The 21,244-nt window shown below is 56.6% G+C and carries 19 protein-coding genes and 5 pseudogenes; 5 read left to right on the top strand and 19 right to left on the bottom strand.

What is annotated here, in order from left to right; genetic code table 11:
- Positions 1–61: 61 nt before the first annotated feature.
- Positions 62–895: a Sir2 family NAD+-dependent deacetylase gene (gene cobB, locus LB453_RS14225; RefSeq protein ID WP_103795496.1), complete on the top strand. Its 834-nt coding sequence runs from the start codon at positions 62–64 to the stop codon at positions 893–895.
- 219 nt (positions 896–1,114) lie between these two features.
- Here the strand turns inward: cobB and LB453_RS14220 are convergent.
- From LB453_RS14220 to LB453_RS14195, 6 genes and pseudogenes are all read right to left on the bottom strand, one after another.
- Positions 1,115–1,361: pseudogene (locus LB453_RS14220) on the bottom strand (maturation control protein); the annotation flags it as partial.
- Between the two features lie 207 nt (positions 1,362–1,568).
- Positions 1,569–1,988 carry a type II toxin-antitoxin system HigA family antitoxin gene (locus LB453_RS14215; protein WP_103795497.1) on the bottom strand — a complete coding sequence of 140 codons (420 nt, stop codon included), beginning with the start codon at positions 1,986–1,988 and terminating at the stop codon, positions 1,569–1,571.
- Positions 1,985–2,296: a type II toxin-antitoxin system HigB family toxin gene (locus LB453_RS14210; RefSeq protein WP_103795498.1), complete on the bottom strand. Its 312-nt coding sequence runs from the start codon at positions 2,294–2,296 to the stop codon at positions 1,985–1,987. Before LB453_RS14210 ends, LB453_RS14215 begins: the two co-directional genes overlap by 4 nt.
- Positions 2,297–2,881: 585 nt before the next feature.
- Positions 2,882–3,925 (bottom strand): spermidine/putrescine ABC transporter substrate-binding protein PotD, encoded by a 1,044-nt coding sequence (gene potD, locus LB453_RS14205; protein ID WP_103795500.1) that lies wholly within the window; start codon positions 3,923–3,925, stop codon positions 2,882–2,884.
- 10 nt (positions 3,926–3,935) lie between these two features.
- A complete protein-coding gene (potC, locus tag LB453_RS14200; protein ID WP_103795501.1) occupies positions 3,936–4,709 on the bottom strand; it encodes a spermidine/putrescine ABC transporter permease PotC in 774 nt (257 codons plus the stop codon).
- A 188-nt stretch (positions 4,710–4,897) separates the two neighbouring features.
- Positions 4,898–5,284: pseudogene (locus tag LB453_RS14195) on the bottom strand (tyrosine-type recombinase/integrase); the annotation flags it as partial.
- 49 nt (positions 5,285–5,333) lie between these two features.
- Between LB453_RS14195 and LB453_RS14190 the strand changes: the two are divergent.
- Both LB453_RS14190 and LB453_RS14185 read left to right on the top strand, forming a co-directional pair.
- Positions 5,334–5,860: pseudogene (locus tag LB453_RS14190) on the top strand (phage tail protein); the annotation flags it as partial.
- Positions 5,860–6,476 (top strand): annotated as a pseudogene (locus LB453_RS14185) (tail fiber assembly protein). The pseudogenes LB453_RS14190 and LB453_RS14185, both read left to right, overlap by 1 nt.
- Before the next feature lie 13 nt (positions 6,477–6,489).
- Here LB453_RS14185 and LB453_RS14180 read toward each other — a convergent pair.
- The 5 genes and pseudogenes from LB453_RS14180 to potA form a co-directional block, all read right to left on the bottom strand.
- Entirely contained in the window at positions 6,490–7,245 is a 756-nt protein-coding gene (locus LB453_RS14180) for a glycosyltransferase family 25 protein (RefSeq protein ID WP_224481450.1), read from the bottom strand.
- Between the two features lie 33 nt (positions 7,246–7,278).
- Positions 7,279–7,689, bottom strand: a complete 411-nt coding sequence (locus LB453_RS14175) for a type II toxin-antitoxin system HicB family antitoxin (RefSeq protein ID WP_103795503.1) — start codon at positions 7,687–7,689, stop codon at positions 7,279–7,281.
- 23 nt (positions 7,690–7,712) lie between these two features.
- Positions 7,713–7,867 (bottom strand): annotated as a pseudogene (locus LB453_RS14170) (type II toxin-antitoxin system HicA family toxin).
- 239 nt (positions 7,868–8,106) lie between these two features.
- Positions 8,107–8,973, bottom strand: a complete 867-nt coding sequence (potB, locus tag LB453_RS14165; protein ID WP_199187309.1) for a spermidine/putrescine ABC transporter permease PotB — start codon at positions 8,971–8,973, stop codon at positions 8,107–8,109.
- The gene (gene potA, locus LB453_RS14160) at positions 8,957–10,072 is read right to left on the bottom strand and encodes a spermidine/putrescine ABC transporter ATP-binding protein PotA (protein ID WP_103795504.1); all 1,116 of its coding nucleotides are present in this window, start codon (positions 10,070–10,072) and stop codon (positions 8,957–8,959) included. The genes potB and potA overlap by 17 nt, the downstream gene beginning before the upstream one ends.
- 293 nt (positions 10,073–10,365) lie before the next feature.
- Between potA and pepT the strand changes: the two genes are divergently transcribed.
- Positions 10,366–11,595 (top strand): peptidase T, encoded by a 1,230-nt coding sequence (gene pepT, locus LB453_RS14155; protein WP_103795505.1) that lies wholly within the window; start codon positions 10,366–10,368, stop codon positions 11,593–11,595.
- A gap of 240 nt (positions 11,596–11,835) precedes the next feature.
- Here pepT and LB453_RS14150 read toward each other — a convergent pair whose 3' ends face one another.
- The 8 genes from LB453_RS14150 to rluE all read right to left on the bottom strand — a co-directional run bounded on the left by LB453_RS14150 (position 11,836) and on the right by rluE (position 19,689).
- Positions 11,836–12,963, bottom strand: a complete 1,128-nt coding sequence (locus tag LB453_RS14150) for a cupin domain-containing protein (protein WP_103795506.1) — start codon at positions 12,961–12,963, stop codon at positions 11,836–11,838.
- Positions 12,964–13,020: 57 nt separating this feature from the next.
- Positions 13,021–14,481 carry a two-component system sensor histidine kinase PhoQ gene (gene phoQ, locus LB453_RS14145; protein ID WP_103795507.1) on the bottom strand — a complete coding sequence of 487 codons (1,461 nt, stop codon included), beginning with the start codon at positions 14,479–14,481 and terminating at the stop codon, positions 13,021–13,023.
- Positions 14,481–15,149: a two-component system response regulator PhoP gene (gene phoP, locus LB453_RS14140; protein ID WP_103795508.1), complete on the bottom strand. Its 669-nt coding sequence runs from the start codon at positions 15,147–15,149 to the stop codon at positions 14,481–14,483. The genes phoQ and phoP overlap by 1 nt, the downstream gene beginning before the upstream one ends.
- Positions 15,150–15,252: 103 nt before the next feature.
- On the bottom strand, positions 15,253–16,623 hold the full coding sequence (purB, locus tag LB453_RS14135; protein WP_103795509.1) for an adenylosuccinate lyase: 1,371 nt from the start codon (positions 16,621–16,623) through the stop codon (positions 15,253–15,255).
- Positions 16,624–16,666: 43 nt separating this feature from the next.
- On the bottom strand, positions 16,667–17,308 hold the full coding sequence (gene hflD / locus LB453_RS14130; protein WP_103795510.1) for a high frequency lysogenization protein HflD: 642 nt from the start codon (positions 17,306–17,308) through the stop codon (positions 16,667–16,669).
- A 33-nt stretch (positions 17,309–17,341) separates the two neighbouring features.
- Complete coding sequence (mnmA, locus tag LB453_RS14125; RefSeq protein ID WP_103795511.1) at positions 17,342–18,454, bottom strand: tRNA 2-thiouridine(34) synthase MnmA; 1,113 nt, start codon at positions 18,452–18,454, stop codon at positions 17,342–17,344.
- Between the two features lie 43 nt (positions 18,455–18,497).
- Complete coding sequence (locus LB453_RS14120) at positions 18,498–18,971, bottom strand: NUDIX domain-containing protein (RefSeq protein WP_103795512.1); 474 nt, start codon at positions 18,969–18,971, stop codon at positions 18,498–18,500.
- Between the two features lie 49 nt (positions 18,972–19,020).
- Entirely contained in the window at positions 19,021–19,689 is a 669-nt protein-coding gene (gene rluE, locus LB453_RS14115; protein WP_103795513.1) for a 23S rRNA pseudouridine(2457) synthase RluE, read from the bottom strand.
- 96 nt (positions 19,690–19,785) lie between these two features.
- On the opposite strand from rluE, the gene icd reads away from it, so the two are divergent.
- Complete coding sequence (gene icd, locus LB453_RS14110) at positions 19,786–21,036, top strand: NADP-dependent isocitrate dehydrogenase (RefSeq protein ID WP_096072959.1); 1,251 nt, start codon at positions 19,786–19,788, stop codon at positions 21,034–21,036.
- The last annotated feature ends 208 nt before the right edge of the window (positions 21,037–21,244 follow it).

Below are 21,244 nucleotides of genomic sequence, written 5' to 3'. Positions count from 1 at the left end.
ACGCGGCCGCTACACTTGAGATTTTCTGGCGGCGACCCGACGTCGCCCACAAGGAGTTTTTATGCGCACACCGCGTCGACGCTTGCGGCTCGCCCGCTATAAGAAGACCCGCCGCAAGGTGCATCAGCGTTTTCGCCAGCGTATTTTTGAGCGCGATCGTCAGGCGGAGCTGGCGGCCCATCCGCAGCCGTTCGTGGTGGTGCTGACCGGCGCGGGTATTTCAGCTGAGTCGGGCATTCAGACCTTTCGCGCCGCCGACGGCCTCTGGGAAGAGCATCGCGTGGAGGATGTGGCGACGCCGGAAGGCTACCGCCGCGATCCTGAGCTGGTGCAGCGTTTTTACAACGCGCGCCGCCGCGCCCTGCACGCCAGCGAGATCCAGCCCAACGCCGCGCACAGGGCGCTGGCCGAGCTGGAGCAGGTGCTGGGCGATAACTTTTTGCTGGTGACGCAGAATATCGACAATCTGCACGAGCGCGCGGGCAACAGCCGCGTGCTGCATATGCACGGCGAACTGCTGAAGGTGCGCTGCACCAGCAGCGGCCAGGTGATCGCCTGGAACGGGGATCTGACCACCGACGATCGCTGCACCTGCTGTCAGTTTCCCGCGCCGCTGCGTCCGCATGTGGTGTGGTTTGGCGAGATGCCTGTCGGCATGGAGGAGATTTATCAGGCGCTGGAGCAGGCGGATCTCTTTATCGCCATCGGCACTTCCGGCCATGTCTATCCGGCGGCGGGCTTTGTGCATGAGGCGAAACTGCAGGGCGCCCATACCGTGGAGCTGAATCTGGAGCCGAGCCTGGTGGGCAACGAGTTCGCCGAGCGTCACTACGGGCTGGCGAGCGAGGAAGTGCCGCGCTTTGTGGATGGTTTCTTGCGGAGTTTGTATAAGTAACTTTTTACCTCATGCGAGGTCAGCTTCTGATCCTTCGACTGGCACATAGCCATCACTTGCTTGCGCAGCTCCGCGCGCAGGATGGGGCTGTGATGTTGCGATCGTTGTACCGCGATAGCGGATATTCTCCGATGCTATTCGTGCTGGTGGTTGATTTGGCCATACCTACTTCCTGTGTAAATATGGTCAGATTATATGGCAGGTGATTTGTCGGGAGAGTCAGAGGATGTTGCCTTTCCCGGAGAGCCTGCCGTGTGGTACGCGCTTTTCTCCAGGACGCTGCACGCCGCGTATGATATTCACCATCGGATCAAGCAATGATTTTTCCTGGTGGCGGTACAGCTTGCCGGTCATTGCCCTGATAAAGTCGCCTGTGGCGGCGTTGTTATATTCCGTGGCACAGCAGCGTCAGAACGTGTTCCGTCTCAAGCTCCTGCCAGTTGATGTTATAGAACTCCTCGCTTTTTTATCACGGTCGGCGCATGCAGGCGGCTTACTAAAGATGATGTGTTGATCAAACCGGCGCCCTGGCTTGTGCCGTCCGTAGAAAAGTGAAAAGAGTCCCATCAGCGCCGGGCTGAGAGGATTCTGCATAAAGTCGCTTCTGGCGTGTCAATGTCTTTTGCTGGTGACAATACGAAGCCCGCAATTATACGGGCTGGAAGTGGTTATATCACAGGAACCATTGAGGTTTTACCCCGAAGCGAGCGGAAAGAGCCTTGATATGTGAGATCGTCAGAGAGCGCTGACCGGACAGGATTTGGCTAACAAGCGATTTAGAGCCGATTTCCTCGCTCAGGTCGGAGTAAGACAATCTATGCTGGTCAATCAACGTGCGCAGCAGCGCAACGCCAACTGGCATTTCGTCAACCTCTTTGTTGAACTCTGCAAAGCGCTCGCTATTGTCCTCGTAGTGTGCAATTTTTGCCGCAAGAAAGTCGATCAGCGGGTTTTCATCGTCGTGGTCAATCAGGTAGTCCACTAGAGCCAGTGCGTCACGGTAGTCTTTCTCTGAGTTGCTGCCCCCCAGCAGGGGAACAGCCGCGACCAGTTGTTTGGTCGCTTCGATAGCTTTAATGGTGTCGGCGATCATTCTTTATTCTCCCGATAGTAGCGAGTCAGCTTATCGTATTCAGCGTGGGTAGCGATGTGCTTAACGTAGAAGCGCTTATTCACGAAGTTTATGTAGGCGATTACTCGCAAATTGTTGCCCCCTACATCTAAAACCCACCATTTGTCACGGTATTTAAAATGGTCCAGGCTCGGTACGGCAGCGCGCAGTTCTTCGGGCGTTTTGAAGTCTGTTTCGCGTACCAGACGATACAGCGCCTTGATGGCCCTGGCATCGTTAGGAAATAACCGCGCCGCTTGCTCAAATGGCTCTTTTGAAATGACGTGCATTAAGTGATTTCGCTCAGGCGTTCACATTATGTAAACACTGTAACGCACAATAGGCCTGGCTGCAACAGGGATTACTATGCTGGTGTGAATGGAATTACGTCCGCCGCAGCGGGCATGTTTCATAGGTTAACGAGAATACTGGATTCGTCGCGGAATCGCTTGCTGGTGAGGTCTTCAATGCCGTGTGTGGATAGCGCATCCGGATCTCAGACTCGGTGCAGCATGTAGGCCAGCAGCCCGCGAACTGCATCCCTATCGGCTTCGTGCTGCCAGGCGTAAATCAGATCTTGATTATCGCCCCAACTGCTACCCACAAGGCAGCAGATATGCCCGGCCATCAGTTTGACGTGGCCGGGCTTATTTACCCACAGCAGCCCTCACCGGTTGGGGAGATCGCTGATATTAATAAACCCTTAAGGGCATAGGTAATAACGGTAATCGCCCAAGCCGCCGCGCTGCCGATGCGGCTTATGCTTATCCCGCAGAAAGTCAGAGCGTGACACTTTCACTTCCACCAGTCAGGCCGCACAAATGCTATCCGCGTTGGCACCTGTTCAACAAAAAGGCGGCAAAGCCGCCTTTTTGTTACCGTCCCGCCTTTAGCTTCTGGAACAGCGTCTCATACTGCACGCTGGCGTCGCCGACATCATCCTGCCATTCCCCCTTGTTGATCACCTCGGCGGGGGGATAGAGCGACGGATCGCTCGCCACCGCCTTCGGCAGCAGCGCCTTCGCGGCCAGGTTCGGCGTCGGGTAGCCGATGGTTTCCGCCACTTTCGCCGCCACATCGGGACGCAGCAGGAAGTTAATCAGCTTCAGCGCCCCCGCCTTGTTTTTTGCGTTGGCCGGGATCGCCAGATTATCCATCCAGAAAATGCCGCCCTCTTTCGGCCAGACCACCTCCAGCGGCGTGCCCGCCTGGCGCGCCACGTAGGCGGAGCCGTTCCAGATCATGCCGAGATTCACTTCGCCTTCCATAAACGGATTGCCTGGGTTGTCGGAGTTAAAGGCGAGCACGTTGGGCATCAGCTTCTTTAGCTCTTCATAAGCGGCGTTAATCTCTTCTGGATCGCGGGTATTGCCGGAAAGCCCCAGCTTGCGCAGCGCCATCTGGAACACCTCGCGCGCATCGTCGGTAAGCAGCAGACTCTGCTTATACTCCGGCTTCCACAGATCGGCCCAGCTCTGCACAGACTTCGCGTCCAGCGCGTCGGTATTAACGCCGATCGCCGTTGCGCCCCAGATATAGGGGATCGAATAGTCGTTACCGGGATCGAACGGCTTATTCAGCAGATTCGGATCGAGATTTTTAAAGTTGCTCAGCTGCGCCTTGTCGATCTTCTGCAGCATGCCCTCGTTGCGCATCTTCGCCACGAAATAGGTGGAAGGCACCACCAGATCGTAGGCGCCATCTTTCCAGGTCTTCAGCCTGGCATACATGCTCTCGTTGGACTCGTAGGTGGAGTAGATCACCTTGATGCCGGTCTCTTTAGTGAACTGCTCCAGCAGCCCCGGCGGCACATATTCGGTCCAGTTATAGAAGTAGAGCGTACTGGCGTCGTCAGCCTGCGCGCTCTGCATGCCCAGCGCCAGCGCCCCAGCCGCCAGCCAGTGAGACCATCTCTTCATTATTTATCCTCTATTTGGTTTTATCACGGAGCAACAGCTGGCTGACGCCGACCAGCAGCAGCGACAGCAGCAGCAGAATTGTCGCCAGCGCGTTCACTTCCGGCGAGACGCCGACTTTCACCATTGAATAGATCTTCAGCGGCAGGATCTCAAACGTCGGCCCGGTCACAAAGGAGGAGACCACCACGTCATCCATCGACAGGGTAAAGCTCAGCAGCCAGCCCGCCGCTACCGCCGGCATCGCCAGCGGCAGAATAATTTTACGCAGGATGGTGGTTTCGCTGGCGCCCAGATCTTTCGCCGCTTCCAGCATGCGCACGTCAAAGCCCTTTAGCCGCGAATAGACGGTAATCACCACAAAGGGCAGACAGAAAGTGATATGCGAAAAGAGCAGCGACCAGAAGCCGAGCGAGATGCCGAGCAGCATAAACAGCACCAGCAGGGAGATCGCCATCACGATATCGGGCGACATCATCACCACGAACAGCATGCCGCTGACAAAGGGTTTGCCGCGAAAGCGGTAGCGGTAGAGCGCCACGGCGGTGAGCGAGCCGATTAGCGTCGCGCAGCTGGCGGAGATCACGCCCATGATCAGCGAATGCTGCGCCGCCTGGATCAGGCTGTCGTTATTCATCAGTAGGCTGTACCAGCGGGTGCTGAACCCCTGCCAGTTGATGCCGAAGCGCGAGGCGTTGAACGAGTTAACCATCAGGATGGCGACAGGGATATAGAACCAGGCGTAAATCGCGGCCATAAAGCCGCCGCGTAGCAGGCGCGCGATCATTCCAGGTCCACCTTTTTATTCAGCAGGCGTGATGTTTTCAGAGCCTTGAAAATATTCAATTTTTTCTCTTCTCCAAAATATCTCCAAAACTTTTCACCAAAACCAATGACCGATGTAGAACAGAGCAACCATCACTAAGGCCGCGCATTTTACAATAATTTTTCTTGTGATCGGGAAAAAACGGCCATTCAAATGACCAGCTTGATCCATTCCTGCCCACGAGTGTCATTATATTTATCGGGGGTTGTCTGTACCTTATGACCCAGCAGAGTTTTAGTGTCGATCCCCTGTGCCCGGTACAGACACGCTGACAAAGAGCGTTGTTCGTGGAATGTGATTGGTGTTTTCCCCTCCGGCGGCTTTATGCCTGCCAGCTCGCGCGCGTCCGCAAAATAATCACTAAGATTGTCTTAGCTCATTGGCTGCCCTTTCTTCTGCACCTCCTTGAGAGTCATCCCGACCGCTTAGCAGTAAAGCGAGAGCGGTAACGCCAGTCTCATCCCTGTTTTCCCCTGGATAAGATGTAAGTGATCATCCCACACATCAGAGAATTTCATTCTGACAATGTCTTCTCTTCAGTATTCGACAGGGGTATGGACTGTATGGACGTCTGACGATGCGTTTCCTGTTGGCGCGCCGATTGCGTGGCCGTCAGACTCGGCACCAGCCGGGTATGCCTTATGGCGGGGCAAAGCTTTGACTAAGCAGATTATCCTCTTCTGGCTGCGGCCTATCCCTCAGGTGTTATCCCAGATTTGCGCGGATGGACGTTAAAAAGGGAAACCCTCAAGCGATCGGGCGGTGCTGTCACAGGAACAGGACGGTATTAAGTCGCACACGCACGGGGCATCAGCTTCATCAACCGATCTCGGGACGAAAAATACCAGCGCATTTGATTACGTGACTAAGTCATCAAACAGCACCGGCGCACATACGCACAGCATTTCAGGAACGGCGGCAAGTGCCGGCGAGCATGGCGCAATGGTGGTGGGGGTAACGGTGTTTATATTGACCGAAACGTATTTAATACCAATGGCAATGTAGATACCTCCTTATCAGCTGTTAATGCCGGGGCGCATATCCACACCGTTACCGTTGCCGGTAACACCGTTAAAAACATCGCTTATAACTACATTGTGAGGCTAGCATAATAGCTTTTAAATTTTCAGGTAAAGACCGCACTATCCGAATTTATAACCTCTTGCAGACACCCGAGAGTTTATTGGCGCGGATGATGCTTATATACCGGCTAATACTGGACTCCCGGCTGACTGTGCCAACATCGCACCGCCAGACGTGCCAGACGTGCCAGACGTGCCAGACGTGCCAGACGTGCCAGACGTGCCAGAGGGAAAGGTCGCCATATTTAACGGGACAGTGTGGGAGCGGGCAGAGGATTACCGAAACCAAACGGTCTATAGCAAAGAAACGGGCGAACGTGTTTATATCACCAGGCCCGGTGCTTTGCCTGCTGACGTAACGACCATCGCTCCTGACGGAAACTACATGCGCTGGAATGGCGAAGGCTGGGTAAAAGACACGAAAGCAGAGCGCGCCGCCGCGGTGGCGTTCGCAGAAAGTGAGAAAAAGCGGCTGATACAGGAAGCTACGCTAACCATTCAAACGTTACAGGATGCCGTTGATATGGATATGGCAACTGATGAAGAAACAGCTTTACTTGTTGAATGGAAAAAATACCGTGTGTTATTGTCCAGAATAGTACCATTCGATGCACCCTTGATCGAATGGCCTGTGAGCATAAAATAATTAACCTGAAGCGTTAACCCTTACCCTGATTGACAATTTTATGGAATAGCGGAGTAATAGCTCGACGATATCTGTGGCGAATTTTTGCTCGTAGTGGTCGTTTCTGCATAAGTAACTCCCATATGTGTTTCTTTTTTATGTTGATTTCAGAATCACCTTTTGATTGATTTATTGTTGATGTTTCAGCCTCTTCGGAAAGGCGAACAGGGTAAGGAATTACAGAGTAAATTTTCGCCATGGATAAGTCTTCAAACAAACTCCATTTGTCTGATGTCATCCACACAGGATATAAATTATTTAGAAATGATGCTGCTGCTTTATTATTGATAATATAGGCGTGTGCGGTAGTGGCTTGCTCTGTTTTATGTATTTTATGAATTGTAGTTATGCTTCGCACAGCCTTCTTACGAAATTTATTAACTCTACTTAATAAAATAATTTCAGGGGTGCTAGTGCTTAGTTTTATTCCCTTAAGGAGTTCGGGTAAGATGTTATCAATAAGAACGTCATCTTCAAGGATCAATGCTTGAGCGATATTTTCATCGACGATTCTTTTGTATAACTTTTGATGGCTTAGCGCGCATCCGATCTCACCAGGAAGAAATGCGTAATTTACATCTGCAGTAACACGCTTCCTCTCATCATCAGACATAAATCTGCCATCTACGGCCTCGATAAACTCAGCTGAAAGCCCCAGTGCGTGCAGCTGTTCTTCCATTTTCTGCCGTCTTTCTACTGAAATTTTAAGATTTACAATAAAAATGTTCATAACAAACCTGTTATCAAAAGCCTCTTTCGAGGCTTATCGTTTTTGCAGTCCGATTACTTTATCTGCTGCGACGCGGGAGAGGAAGCCAGACCGACTGCCATACTCTGAATGCGCGGTCACAAACTGATCGATACGGCGGATCAGCAATGAGGGAAGCGTCACATTGATTTTTTCCGCTTTTCCCATCAGGCGTGTTATATCCACGCCAACCAGTGCCCATACCACACCGGCATATTCAGGATCGGAAAGCCAGTTTTCGACTGTCGTTGCTTCGGGCACGGCCTCGCCATCTTCAGCCAGCAACTCAATATGTGCTTCGATCGCTTCACGTACGCTTTCCATCGCGCCCTGATAATCATCACCACCAGGGAAGCAGCCAGGAATATCAGGTACGCGAACGCCGAAGGATGAAGCGCCTTTATCAATAGCAACAGGGTACAACATGCAAACCTCCACCAGTAGGGGGCTTAGAGCCCCGCCTGTTTTTTAATGCTTTTCAGTGTTGGTAACGGTATGTATTTCTGTGGATGCTTTACCGTACCAGCCCCTTTTTCGTTGGGTGCTTAAACTGGTGATGACTGCCTTTAACTCTCACCAGATACCACCCATCAGCTTCAATCATTGCTATTGCATTCCTGCTATCCATCCTCTGGCTTTCTGAGTTGTCTTGATGGGGTTGTAATAACCCTGAAAGAAAGGGGAGTTAAATACTTTTGGGGTTATTCATGGTGGGGCTAGAATCAACGAAAATCGTTCACCAAAACTCAAGCGTAAGTGCTTGAGTTTGGTAGTTTTTTGAGATTGTTTATTAGCAATGATTTTATGTCTAAAAACGCAACTTAACTTTTTGATTTATAATAATTAATCATCGATTTCGCTAACCTTTTTATTCAGCAGGCGCGCGGCGCGCCAGTAAAACAGCAGCATCAGGCCCATCAGCAGCGTCATTACGATGCTGGTCGCCGCGCCGAACGGCCAGTCGCGGATATTCAAAAACTGGCTCTTGATAACGTTACCGATCAGCAGGTTCTTCGCGCCGCCCATCAGGTCCGCCACGTAGAACAGCCCCATCGCCGGGATCAGCACCAGCAAACAGCCCGCGACGATGCCCGGCATGGTCAGCGGCAAAATAATGCGGAAAAAGGTCTGCGCTTTGCTGGCGCCGAGATCGCGCGCCGCCTCCAGACAGGCGCGATCCAGCTTCTCCAGGCTGGAGTAGAGCGGCAGCACCATAAAGGGCAGCAGAATATAGACCAGACCGAGGATCACCGCCTGCGGCGTATACATAATGCGAAACGGCGTCTCGATGACCCCCAGCCACAGCAGAAAGTCGTTTAGCCAGCCGCGCGGGCTGAGGAAGATTTTCAGCCCGTAGATGCGGATCAGCGAGTTGGTCCAGAAGGGTACTATCAGCAGAAACAGCATCAGCGGCCGCAGGCGCGCCGGCAGTTTCGTCAGGCACCAGGCGAAGGGATAACCCAGCAGCAGGCAGCAGAGCGTGGCGATAAGCGCCATATTGAGCGAGTGCAGCAGCACGTCGCCATAAAGCGGATCGAGCAGCCGCGTATAGTTGCTGAGGGTGAACGCCATACGCACGAAGTGCGCGTCGTCGCGCGTCAGAAAGCTGGTGACGACGATCATCAGATTGGGCAGCAGCACGAACAGCGCCAGCCAGCCGACGATCAGCGCCGTTACCCCTTTCTGAAAACGGTTACGCATCAGCTTCATAGGGCAGTACCACCTCCCAGCTCGGCACCCAGTTCACCGCCATCTTTTGATTCAGGGAGTGATCGAAGTCGGGGTCATCCTCGTTGAAGAATTCACTGACCGTCACCAGCTTGCCATTCTCCAGCTCGACGGTCGATTCCAGCGTCATGCCTTTGTAGTTACGCTCGCGCACGTAGCCGATCAGGCCTTCTACCGCCTGGTCGCTATGCACCTCGTCGACGCGCAGATCTTCCGGGCGCAGCAACACATGCAGGCGATCGCCAGCGCTGACCGGGAAGGCGCAGTGAATATCGCATTCACGGCCCTCCACGCGGGCGCGCACGCGCGGCGCGTCGCGGGCGTCGAGGACGTCGGCGTCAAAGACGTTAATTTCGCCGATAAAGCGCGCCACAAAGAGATTCTTCGGCTCTTCGTAGATTTCGCGCGGCGTGCCGTCCTGCTCGATCTTGCCGTCGCGCATCACCACGATGCGGTCGGACATGGTAAGCGCCTCTTCCTGATCGTGCGTCACGAAAACAAAGGTAATGCCGAGCTTGCGCTGCAGCGCCTTCAGCTCGTTCTGCATCTGCTTGCGCAGCTTATAGTCGAGCGCCGAGAGCGACTCATCAAGCAGCAGCACCTTCGGGCGGTTCACCACCGCGCGCGCAATGGCGACGCGCTGCTGCTGGCCGCCAGAGAGCTGATGCGGGCGGCGATCGGCGAAACGTTCCAGCTGCACCATCGCCAGCGCCTCGCTGACGCGCGCGGCGATCTCCGCATTGGGCGTTTTCTGCATGCGCAGGCCGAAGGCGACATTTTCAAACACCGACATATGCGGGAAGAGGGCGTAGCTCTGAAACACCGTATTGACGTGGCGATGCTCGGCGGGGGTATCGGTGATATCGCTGTCATCCAGCATCACCCGACCGCTGTCGACCGCTTCCAGCCCGGCGATCAGCCGCAGAATAGTGGTTTTGCCGCAGCCCGACGGACCGAGCAGGGTAATAAATTCGCCGTGATCGATGGTCAGGTTGAAGTCGCTGATAATTGACTTGCCATCAAAAGCTTTACTGATGCCAGAAAGCGTAACCAGCGCCTGCTGCGCGCGTGTTTGCGTCATTTTAGTCACTCAGTCGGTAATAGGGTCGAACAGGTTTAAGCATAGCCGTTTGCGTCGGCCAGCCAGCGAGAGGGCGCGATGATACCTCAAAAAGAGGGCAATGCCATGTTTTGCTGGAGAAAAGAGACGATCAGGCCGTTATCCGCTACCCTGAATAACGATGTTTACAGCCGGGTTAAAAGATCCTTCTGCAAACGCGCAGCGCAGGTTAACCTGTCAGATAATGATATGACGCAACATGCGTCGGACTCGGCTGTTGATAATGATAGTCGGCTTCTTTTGAAGGATGGCATATGGATCAGTTACTTGAACGTTTTTTAAGTTACGTGGCGATAGAGACGCAGGCAAAACCCCAGGCGCGTCAGGTGCCCAGCAGCGAAGGGCAGTGGACGCTGGCGCGCAAGCTGCAGGAAGAGCTGATTGCGCTCGGTTTTATCGACGTCACGCTCAGCGATCACTGCTGCGTGATGGGCACGCTGCCCGCCAACGTCGACTGGCCGACGCCGGTGATCGGTTTTATCTCGCATATGGATACCTCGCCCGATTTTACCGCCAGGAATGTGAAGCCGCAGATTATTGAGAACTACCGCGGCGGCGATATCGCGCTCGGTATGGGCGAAGAGGTGCTGTCGCCGGTGATGTTCCCGATCCTGCATAAGCTAATCGGCCATACCCTGATCACCACCGACGGCAAGACGCTGCTCGGCGCCGACGATAAGGCGGGCATCGCCGAGATCATGACCGCAATGGCGCGCCTCGCCAGCAGCGATATTCCGCACGGCGCCATTCGCGTCGCCTTTACGCCAGATGAGGAGATTGGCCGCGGCACCTCCCATTTCGACGTAGAGGGCTTCGCCGCCGACTGGGCCTACACCATCGACGGCAGCGATCTCGGCGAGTTTGAATATGAGAACTTCAACGCCGCCTCAGCGGTGGTGAAGATCGTCGGCAATAATGTGCATCCCGGCTCGGCGAAAGGGGTGATGGTGAACGCGCTGGACGTGGCGACGGCGTTTCATGCCGAAGTACCGGCAAAAGAGCGTCCGCAGTTCACCGACGGCTACGAAGGCTTTTATCATCTGCACCAGATAAAAGGCACGGTAGAGCACGCCGAGCTGCAATATATTATTCGCGATTTCGATACAGAAGCGTTTGAACAGCGCAAGCAGGTACTGACGGCGATTGCCGAGCGCATTAACGCCGGGCTGCATAAAGACTGCTCCGTCACGGTGGAGATCAGCAACAGCTATCGCAATATGCGCGAGAAGGTTGAGCCGCATCCGCATATTATCGAGCTGGCGCTGCAGGCGATGCGCGACTGCGGCATCGAGCCGAAGGTGAAGCCGATTCGCGGCGGCACCGACGGTTCCGCGCTTTCCTGGAAGGGGCTGCCGTGCCCGAATATCTTTACCGGCGGCTATAACTACCACGGCAAGCACGAGTTCGCCTCGCTCAATATTATGGCGCAGGCGGTGGATGTGATTGTCCGGCTGGCAGAGCTGGCGGCGGAGAAAAAAGGGTAAAAAACCTCTCCGTCAGGAGGCGCAGCGCTTATGGGGGTGGCGTGGTGCGATCGCAAAATCGCTAAACGCATCCCTGCTCGCTCGTCCCGCGTAGCGACGCACCTCATCCCTGAGGTGCGCCTGTTACCGGGCCAGCGCGCTGCGTTGTTTGAAACCGCCCGGCGTTTTATCCCTGGCGCGGGACGCGTTGCACTTCGCCCCACGCCACGCGCGTTTTAGCCTTTGAGTCGTCTGATGGTGTTACTCAGCGTCGCCGAAATACCAGTAGCCGGCGTTAACCAGCGCGGCAAGCTGCGCCAGCAGCGACGGATCGTCCAGCGCGTCGCCGAAATCCTCCAGGCTCAGCGTCTGACGGCGCGCCAGCGCCTTCAGCACCTCTGGCTGTGAACACTCGACGCGCTCGCCGTTGACAAACACCGCATCGCCGATGGTCAGCACGCGCAGGCCGCCCAGGCGCGACAGCGTATCGCCCTGCTGCAGGGCATCGTAGATCTCATCGGGCTGATAGGGCGGCTCCGGCGGTGCCACATCCAGTTCGTGACGCGACTGGGAGATAAACTCCCCGAACCAGCTGGCGAAATGCTCCGGCTGGTCGATGACGTCGAGCATCACCTGGCGAATACCTTCGATCTCCTGCGGCAGGATCTGTGACGGGCAGTCGCGCGTCGGCACCTCAGGATCGCTGTAGCGGTAGCTGCCCAGCTCGCGCGCCAGCACATAGTCGGCGAAGCCGCTGATCAGCTCGCGGCCGTTCGGCGCGCGGAAGCCGACAGAGTAGTTGATGGCGTTCTCCAGCGAATAGCCTTCGTGCGGGAATCCCGGCGGGATATAGAGAATATCACCCGGCTCCATCTCTTCATCGATAATGGCGTCGAACGGCTCGACCTGCAGCAGGTCGGGATGGGGGCAGTGCTGCTTCATCGGCACTTTCTCGCCGACGCGCCAGCGGCGACGGCCGGTGCCCTGAATAATAAACACGTCGTACTGATCGAAGTGCGGGCCAACGCCGCCGCCCGGCACGGCGAAAGAGATCATCAGATCGTCGATGCGCCAGTCGGGCAAAAAGCGGAACGGGCGCATCAGCGCCGCCGAGGGTTCATGCCAGTGGTTCACCGCCTGCACCAGCAGCGACCAGTTGTTTTCGCCCAGATGATCGTAGCTCTCGAAAGGACCGTGGCTCACCTGCCACTTGCCGTCGTTATGGCTGACCAGACGGCTGTCCACCTCGTTTTCCATCGCCAGTCCGGCCAGCTCGTCAGGAGAAATGGGGTCAATAAAGTTTTTAAAACCGCGCTTAAGCAGCACCGGACGTTTTTGCCAGTAGCGCTGAATAAAGTCGGGCCAGTTAAGATCGAGCTGATAGTCCATAGAGTGGTTCCATGCAGGGCTGTAAATGCAGCCAAGTATAACAGCCCGCGCACCTTTCTACTCGCGGCGATGTTCGACTTCCTGACGCCGGAAGATCACTTCCATCCGCGCGCCGCCCAGCGGGCTGGATGTAGCGATAATCTGGCCCTCATACTGCTCCAGAATATCGAGCGCGACCGCCAGCCCCAGCCCCTGGCCGGGACGCAGCGTATCGGCGCGCTGGCCGCGCACAAAGACGAGGTTGCGCTTGCTTTCGGGAATGCCGGGGCCGTCGTCGTCGATAAACAGATGCAGCGCCTGATCGGTCTGACGCGCGCTTACCTCGATAAACTCCAGGCAATATTTGCAGGCGTTGTCCAGCACGTTGCCCAGCACCTCCATAAAGTCGTTTTTGTCGCCGATAAAGATCACCTCCGGCGAAACGTCCAGCGTAATCTCGACGCCTTTGTGCTGATAAACCTTGTTAAGCGCCGAGCAGAGGCTGTCGAGCAGCGCCGATACCGGATGAAGGTCGCGCAGCAGCGGGTTGTGATCCGCCTGCATGCTGGCGCGGTGCAGGTAGTAGCCGATCTGCTGCGAGATACGGCTGATCTGCTCCAGCATCACCGGCTCGGCCTGCTCGATGGTCAGATCCTTGCCGTTGCGCAGCGAGCGCAGCGTGCTTTGCAGCACCGCCAGCGGCGTTTTCAGGCTGTGCGTCAGATCGGAGAGGGTGGTGCGGTAGCGCGTATAGCGCTGGCGCTCGTTGCTCAGCAGCAGATTGAGGTTGCGCACCAGGCTGCGCAGCTCCTGCGGTGGCGCATCGTCGAGATTTTCACGCTGGCTGGTTTCCAGTTCGCGTATCTGGGTGGCGAGATGGCCAATCGGGCGCAGGCTCCAGTGCGCTGCCAGCCAGAGCAGCGGGATCACCAGAATAAGGTTGGCGGCCAGCACGTAGCTGAACCATGACCAGACCACGTCCGAGTGCTGTAGCTCCTGCGGTATCGAGTCCACCACCACGATGGTCAGCGCGGGCAGATTGGTGGTGGCGTCATAGCGGTTGACCGCAACGGAGTGGGTGAACGTATCGTTGTTGTCGTTATCGATAGCGTGCAGCCGCTTCTGCGCCGACAGATCGTTGCCTATCGCCACGGCGCTGGTGCGATTGCTGGTGTCGATTTCGTAAAAGTCGGGCTTCAGCAGCCACTCGTGGCGGATTTTAGTGCGGATCTCCGGCACGTCGCGCTGCTGCCACAGCAGCTTGCCCTGTTCATCATAGATAAACACCAGGGTCGGGAAGTTGAGCGTCATGCGCTCCGGCTGCGCGATGGTCAGGCGATTATTTTGCCACTGCGCCAGCGTAAAGAAGAGATTGCTTTCGCCGCGCATCACGCGATAGGTGTTCTTGTCGAAGCTGACCACGTAGCCGATCACCGCCACCATGCCGTAGGAGAGCGAGAGAAACAGCACAATAGCCGAACAGGCCAGCAAAAAGCGGGCGCGCAGCGAGAGGGGACGATAACGTTGCAGCCAGCTCATCAGAGATCGAAGCGGTATCCCTGACCGCGTACGGTGGTGATCACCTCATCCGCGTGCAGCGCCTGAATTTTTTTGCGCAGGCGGCCCATCAGCACGTCGATGGTATGACTTTCGCGCAGTTCGGCGTCGGGGTAGAGCTGCAGCATCAGGGAGTCTTTGCTCACCACTCTGCCCGCGTTGCGGATCAGCGTTTCGACAATGGTGTATTCAAAGGCGGTCAGCTTGACCGGCTGGTCGTGGATGGTCAGCTCGCGGCGCGAGAGGTCAACCTGAAACGGCGCCATGGCGATAATTTGCGAGGCGTGTCCGCTGTTGCGACGCATCAGCGCCTGCAGGCGCGCGGCCACTTCTTCAATATGGAAAGGTTTGGTGACGTAGTCGTCGGCACCCGCTTCCAGCGCTTCGACTTTGGCCTGCCAGCCTTCGCGCGCGGTGAGCACCAGAATCGGCTGCCGCACCGACTGACCGCGCCAGCGGCGGATCAGCGACATGCCGTCTTCATCCGGCAGCCCCAGGTCGACCAGCGCAATATCGGGCAGATGCTCCTGTAAAAAATAGTCGGCTTCCTTTGCGTCCTCTGCGGCGTCTACCTGATGGCCCATTTCACGCAGTTGAACTGCAAGATGATGGCGCAGCAGAGCATTATCTTCCACAACTAAAACACGCATGCCTTTTCCTTACTCTCGGAGCATTTAAGTAAAGGTAAAGTATACGCAAAAACATCTAAACAACAGCACAACGCAGGCGGGACCGTCCCGCCTGCGTCCACGCTTATTTCAGATCGTCGACCATCTGAACGGCGCGGCCGAGATAGTTAGCTGGCGTCATCTGTTTCAGGCGCACTTTTTCCTCTTCCGGCAGCGCGAGGCTATCGATAAAGGCCTGCATTCCCGCCGCGTCGACGCGCTTGCCGCGCGTCAGCTCTTTCAGCTTCTCATACGGCTTCTCGATGCCGTAGCGGCGCATCACGGTCTGGATCGGCTCCGCCAGCACTTCCCAGTTATGATCCAGCTCGTCCAGCAGACGCTCGCGGTTCACTTCCAGCTTGGAAATGCCTTTCAGCGTTGCCTGATAGGCGATCAGCGCATAGCCGACGCCCACGCCGAGGTTGCGCAGCACCGTTGAGTCGGTGAGGTCACGCTGCCAGCGCGACACCGGCAGCTTGCTCGCCAGGTGCTGCATCACCGCGTTCGCCAGGCCCAGGTTACCTTCGGAGTTTTCGAAATCGATCGGGTTGACCTTGTGCGGCATGGTGGAAGAGCCGATTTCGCCCGCGATGGTTTTCTGTTTGAAGTGGTTGAGCGCCACATAGCCCCAGATATCGCGATCGAAGTCGATCAGGATAGTGTTGAAGCGCGCAATGCAGTCAAACAGCTCGGCGATATAGTCGTGCGGCTCGATCTGGGTGGTGTAGGGGTTCCAGGTAATGCCCAGCGAGGTGACGAACTGCTCGCTCAGCTGGTGCCAGTCCACTTCCGGATAGGCGGCGATATGGGCGTTGTAGTTGCCGACCGCACCGTTGATCTTGCCCAGAATCTCGATTTTGCTCAGCTGGCGCTGCTGACGCTCCATACGGTAGGCGACGTTCGCCATCTCTTTGCCCATGGTTGAAGGCGTGGCCGGCTGGCCGTGGGTGCGCGACAGCAGGGGGATATCGCGATATTCGTGCGCCAGGCCCTTAACCGCGTCGATAAGCTGCTGCCAGTAGGGCAGGATCACGTCGCGGCGTGCGCTTTCCAGCATCAGCGCGTGTGACAGGTTGTTGATATCTTCGGAGGTGCAGGCGAAGTGGATAAATTCTGACACCGCGTGCAGCGCCGGTACGCTCTCCACTTTCTCTTTGAGGAAATATTCGACCGCTTTTACGTCGTGGTTGGTGGTGCGCTCGATGGTTTTGATGCGCGCCGCATCCTCTTCGCTGAAATTAGCGACGATTGCGTCGAGGAAAGCGTTTGCGTCGGCGTCAAATGCAGGAACTTCCTTGATCTCTGCGGTAGACGCCAGTTTCTGTAACCAGCGTACTTCAACCTCAACGCGGAACTTCAGCAAACCGAATTCGCTGAAGATAGCGCGCAGCGGGCTGACTTTATCGCCGTAACGACCATCGACGGGTGAGACGGCGGTCAGAGAGGATAATTCCATCAGTGCAACTCCTGAATCGTTTAACAGAATAGACTTCGCCGGCTTAATAAGCCGGAGAGAGCCGGGATAAAATGGTTTTTGCTTCGCGCAGCAGGCGCTGGCGCGACAGCATTAGCTGAAAGCGGCCGCCGCCCACCTGCTGCCACAGCACGGCGGCGCGGATGCCCGCCAGCAGCGTGGCGCGCACGCGGCTCTGCAGCAGTGGATTCTGCAGCACCGCGGGCGAGCCGGTAACCTGAATGCGCGGCCCGAGCGGGCTGACCACGTCGACATAGATTGCCGCCATGGCGCTGGTAATGGTTTCCGAACCGAGTTCGTAGTGCGCCAGCTGGCGATCGAGCTGGCTGATGCGCTGCGCCAGCGTGTCGAGCGCGCTTTTATTGCCGCTCAGCTTGCGCTCCAGCACCATCAGGCTCAGCGTATAGCGCGTCAGCTCAGCGCCCATGCCCTGGCGGCTGCTGCTGTTAAGCACCGCCATCAGCGTTTCCAGTCCGAGGCGCAGATTGGCTTCATCATTGCCGAACACCGCCAGCGTCGAGCCGGGGTTCAGGTCAATGACGCTGCGCAGCGAGACGTTGAGCGCCTCCGGCTGGCACTGGCCCTGATGCGCCAGCTGCTGTACCAGATGCGCCGCCTGGCAGATGCCCGCCAGCGCCAGCGTGATCTCATAATAATTTTTAGCCACGGTTACTCCTGTCTACGCGTCAGCCATGCCGACTTAGTCTGCGATCAGCGGCAGGCGCTCTTCGATAATGCCGCCGCCGAGGCAGACGTCGCCGAGATAGAACACGGCGGACTGGCCCGGCGTCACCGCCGCAACCGGCGCGTCGAAGCGCACCTCAATGCGGTCTTCGCCGCGCGGCACGATTTCACACGGAATATCGGTCTGGCGATAGCGCGTTTTCACCGTACAGCGCAGCGGAGCGACGACTGGCTGGCGATCGACCCAGTGCAGCTGCTGGGCCACCAGGCCCACCGACATCAGGCGCGGATGGTCGGCACCCTGCGCCACGATCAGGCGGTTGCGCGCCACGTCTTTATCCACCACGTACCAGGGATCGTCGCTGCTCTCTTTCAGCCCGCCGATGCCCAGCCCTTTGCGCTGGCCCAGGGTGTGATACATCAGGCCCTGGTGCTCGCCGACCACCTGGCCATCCACGGTTTCAATCACGCCAGGCTGGGCCGGCAGATAGCGGCCAAGGAAGTCGCGGAATTTGCGTTCGCCGATAAAGCAGATGCCGGTGGAGTCTTTTTTCTTCGCGGTAACGAGATCGAGCTGCTCGGCGATGCGGCGCACTTCCGGCTTCTCCAGTTCGCCTACCGGGAAGAGGCTCTGGGCGATCTGCTCGTGGCTCAGCGTATAGAGGAAGTAGCTCTGATCTTTGTTGCCGTCGAGGCCGCGCAGCAGCTGGCTTTTGCCGTCGACGTCCGCGCGGCGCACGTAGTGGCCGGTGGCGATGTAGTCCGCGCCGAGATCCTCCGCCGCGAACTCCAGGAAGGCTTTAAATTTGATCTCTTTGTTGCAGAGAATATCGGGATTGGGGGTGCGGCCCGCTTTGTACTCTTCGAGGAAGTGTTCGAAGACGTTGTCCCAGTACTCTGCGGCAAAGTTGATTTTATGCAGCTTGATGCCGAGTTTATCGCACACCGCCTGCGCGTCCGCCAGATCGTCCGCGGCAGTGCAATACTCCTCGCCGTCGTCTTCCTCCCAGTTCTTCATGAACAGGCCTTCTACCTGATAGCCCTGCTGCTGCAGTAGCCAGGCGGATACGGAAGAATCGACGCCGCCGGACATACCGACGATCACTTTTTTCTGGCTGTTGTCAGACATGACGCACTCTTGATTACGATAAAAAAACAGGCGGCATAGTCTATCACGCGTCGGCGTGGCGCGCACCCTCGTGAAACGGCCACTGGAACGGCGCGATCAGATGCAGCGGATAGCGTGCGCCCTGTTGCCACAGCCGGACGCTTTCGGCGACCAGCGGCGAACGCAGGTTATCTGCGGCGATAATCTGCTCAGGCGCGCGCCACCGGCAGCAATCGATATCGCTGTCCTGCGGCGCGGTAGGGCGCTTTTCCGCCAGGTCGACGCCAAACAGAAAACGCACAAAAGGCGTATTGTCCGGCGCGATCCACTGCTGGACGCCGAGAAAATAGTCGAGCGCGCAGTCAAGGCCGGTCTCTTCATGCAGCTCGCGCCGCGCCGCCTCCAGCAGGGTTTCGTCCGCTTCCAGATGACCGGCGGGCTGGTTCCAGGTGGCGCGGCCTTTTACCCGCTCCTCCACCACTAACAGTTCGCCCTCGGCCTGCACGATACAGGCGACGGTGACATGAGGTTTAAACATCGATCCTCCGGGATTGTTAACCTGACGTTATCGAAAAACGCGGCGCTGCTTACGCCGAATCGGTTATTTCGCGCCACTCGCCTGGCGCCAAGGCGTCGAGCCGATAGTCGCCCATCGCATAGCGGATCAGACGCAGCGTTGGATAGCCGATATGCGCCGTCATGCGGCGCACCTGGCGGTTACGGCCCTCGTAGAGCGTAATTTTCAGCCAGCTGGTAGGGATCGCTTTACGTTCGCGGATCGGCGGCTGGCGCGGCCACAGCCAGGCCGGCTCGTCGACCTTTTCCACGCCTGCCGGCAGCGTAGGGCCATCTTTCAGATTAACGCCACTGCGCAGCGCCGCGAGATCCGCCTCCTGCGGTTCGCCCTCAACCTGAACATAGTAGATTTTGCCGGTGCGCTTGCCGGGCTGCGTCAGCGCCGCCTGCAGCGCGCCGTCGTTGGTGAGCACCATCAGGCCTTCGCTGTCGCGGTCCAGACGCCCTGCGGCGTAGACATCGGTAACAGGGATAAAATCCTTCAGCGTCTGGCGGCCGGCTTCGTCGCTAAACTGTGGCAGAACATCGAATGGTTTGTTAAATAATATGACGCGTCGCGGTCCGCGCGGGCGTGACGGTTTGCGCTGAGCGCCGCGCGGCGCGCGGTCAGGGCGTTTATGCTGGTGAATTTGCTGAGAACTTTTTCGCATGAGCTTTGCAGTCGGTGACAATCGGCGCATTATAACGCGAAACAGTGACGATTGGCGCGGCGTAAATATTCAAGTATCATGACCCCACATCTTACAATTTATTAACAAAACGCCCAGGAGAGGTTAATGGAAAGCAAAGTAGTTGTTCCGGCGGAAGGTCAGAAAATCACCCTGGATCAGGGCAAGCTCAACGTACCAAATAACCCGATCATTCCTTACATCGAAGGTGACGGCATCGGCGTTGACGTTTCTCCGGTGATGCTGAAGGTGGTTGATGCCGCTGTGAAGAAAGCCTACAACGGCGAGCGCAAAATCTCCTGGATGGAGATCTACACCGGCGAGAAATCGGTAGAACTCTACGGCCAGGATGTCTGGCTGCCGCAGGAAACCCTCGACCTGATCAAAGAGTACCGCGTCGCCATTAAAGGCCCGCTGACGACGCCGGTTGGCGGCGGCATCCGTTCTCTGAACGTGGCGCTGCGTCAGGAGCTCGACCTCTATGTTTGCCTGCGTCCGGTTCGTTACTACAAAGGCACCCCGAGCCCGGTAAAACGTCCTGAAGATACCGACATGGTGATCTTCCGTGAAAACTCCGAAGATATCTACGCCGGTATCGAGTGGAAAGCTGGTTCTGCCGAAGCGGACAAAGTGATCAAGTTCCTGCGCGAAGAAATGGGCGTGAAGAAAATCCGCTTCCCGCAGGATTGCGGCATCGGCGTGAAGCCGTGTTCGGAAGAGGGCACCAAACGTCTGGTGCGCGCAGCGATTGAGTATGCGATCACTAACGACCGCGACTCGCTGACGCTGGTGCACAAAGGCAACATCATGAAGTTCACCGAAGGTGCGTTCAAGGACTGGGGCTATCAGCTGGCGAAAGAAGAGTTTGGCGCTGAGCTGGTAGACGGCGGCCCGTGGATGAAGATTAAAAACCCGAACACCGGCAAAGATATCATCGTTAAAGATGTCATCGCCGATGCGTTCCTGCAGCAGATCCTGCTGCGTCCGGCAGAGTATGACGTTATCGCCTGTATGAACCTGAACGGTGACTACATCTCTGACGCTCTGGCGGCGCAGGTTGGCGGTATCGGTATCGCACCGGGCGCGAACATCGGCGACGAGTGCGCGCTGTTCGAAGCGACCCACGGCACCGCACCGAAATATGCAGGTCAGGATAAAGTGAACCCCGGTTCCGTTATCCTTTCGGCAGAAATGATGCTGCGTCACCTGCAGTGGTTCGAAGCCGCTGACCTGATTGTTAAAGGTGTTGAAGGCGCAATCGCTAACAAGACCGTGACCTATGACTTCGAGCGTCTGATGGAAGGCGCTAAACTGCTGAAATGTTCAGAGTTTGGCGACGCTATCATCGAAAATATGTAATACGCCTGTCGCTCCGATCGCCCTTGCGGCGATCGGAGTTTTTCCCCGCCGTGCTTTTTCCGCGCTTGTTTCCCTGCTGTTTAATTAAGATTTCTTTTCTTTGCCTCTGCCCGCCTGAAAAGGCGCACCCTTATTTGCGGCGTACCGCAGGAATAATCGCCGCTGTTATCGTTTAATTTTTTTTATTCTGCGCGCTTTCTCCTTATTT

This window comes from Pantoea agglomerans (assembly GCF_020149765.1).
Taxonomy (GTDB): Bacteria; Pseudomonadota; Gammaproteobacteria; order Enterobacterales; family Enterobacteriaceae; genus Pantoea; species Pantoea alvi.
The sequence above is the reverse complement of the archived record's forward strand: the minus strand, read 5'-3'. Positions and strand labels throughout refer to the sequence as shown.

Excerpts from the sequence above, each read along its gene's own strand:
- LB453_RS14215 (WP_103795497.1), bottom strand. The coding sequence starts at position 1,988 with ATGATCGCCGACACCATTAAAGCTATCGAAGCGACCAAACAACTGGTC.
- pepT (WP_103795505.1), top strand. The coding sequence starts at position 10,366 with ATGGATCAGTTACTTGAACGTTTTTTAAGTTACGTGGCGATAGAGACG.
- potB (WP_199187309.1), bottom strand. The coding sequence starts at position 8,973 with ATGAAGCTGATGCGTAACCGTTTTCAGAAAGGGGTAACGGCGCTGATC.
- purB (WP_103795509.1), bottom strand. The coding sequence starts at position 16,623 with ATGGAATTATCCTCTCTGACCGCCGTCTCACCCGTCGATGGTCGTTAC.
- LB453_RS14210 (WP_103795498.1), bottom strand. The coding sequence starts at position 2,296 with ATGCACGTCATTTCAAAAGAGCCATTTGAGCAAGCGGCGCGGTTATTT.
- phoQ (WP_103795507.1), bottom strand. The coding sequence starts at position 14,481 with ATGAGCTGGCTGCAACGTTATCGTCCCCTCTCGCTGCGCGCCCGCTTT.
- LB453_RS14180 (WP_224481450.1), bottom strand. The coding sequence starts at position 7,245 with ATGAACATTTTTATTGTAAATCTTAAAATTTCAGTAGAAAGACGGCAG.
- potC (WP_103795501.1), bottom strand. The coding sequence starts at position 4,709 with ATGATCGCGCGCCTGCTACGCGGCGGCTTTATGGCCGCGATTTACGCC.
- LB453_RS14120 (WP_103795512.1), bottom strand. The coding sequence starts at position 18,971 with ATGTTTAAACCTCATGTCACCGTCGCCTGTATCGTGCAGGCCGAGGGC.
- potD (WP_103795500.1), bottom strand. The coding sequence starts at position 3,925 with ATGAAGAGATGGTCTCACTGGCTGGCGGCTGGGGCGCTGGCGCTGGGC.
- icd (WP_096072959.1), top strand. The coding sequence starts at position 19,786 with ATGGAAAGCAAAGTAGTTGTTCCGGCGGAAGGTCAGAAAATCACCCTG.
- LB453_RS14150 (WP_103795506.1), bottom strand. The coding sequence starts at position 12,963 with ATGGACTATCAGCTCGATCTTAACTGGCCCGACTTTATTCAGCGCTAC.
- phoP (WP_103795508.1), bottom strand. The coding sequence starts at position 15,149 with ATGCGTGTTTTAGTTGTGGAAGATAATGCTCTGCTGCGCCATCATCTT.
- mnmA (WP_103795511.1), bottom strand. The coding sequence starts at position 18,454 with ATGTCTGACAACAGCCAGAAAAAAGTGATCGTCGGTATGTCCGGCGGC.
- potA (WP_103795504.1), bottom strand. The coding sequence starts at position 10,072 with ATGACGCAAACACGCGCGCAGCAGGCGCTGGTTACGCTTTCTGGCATC.
- LB453_RS14175 (WP_103795503.1), bottom strand. The coding sequence starts at position 7,689 with ATGTTGTACCCTGTTGCTATTGATAAAGGCGCTTCATCCTTCGGCGTT.
- rluE (WP_103795513.1), bottom strand. The coding sequence starts at position 19,689 with ATGCGCCGATTGTCACCGACTGCAAAGCTCATGCGAAAAAGTTCTCAG.
- cobB (WP_103795496.1), top strand. The coding sequence starts at position 62 with ATGCGCACACCGCGTCGACGCTTGCGGCTCGCCCGCTATAAGAAGACC.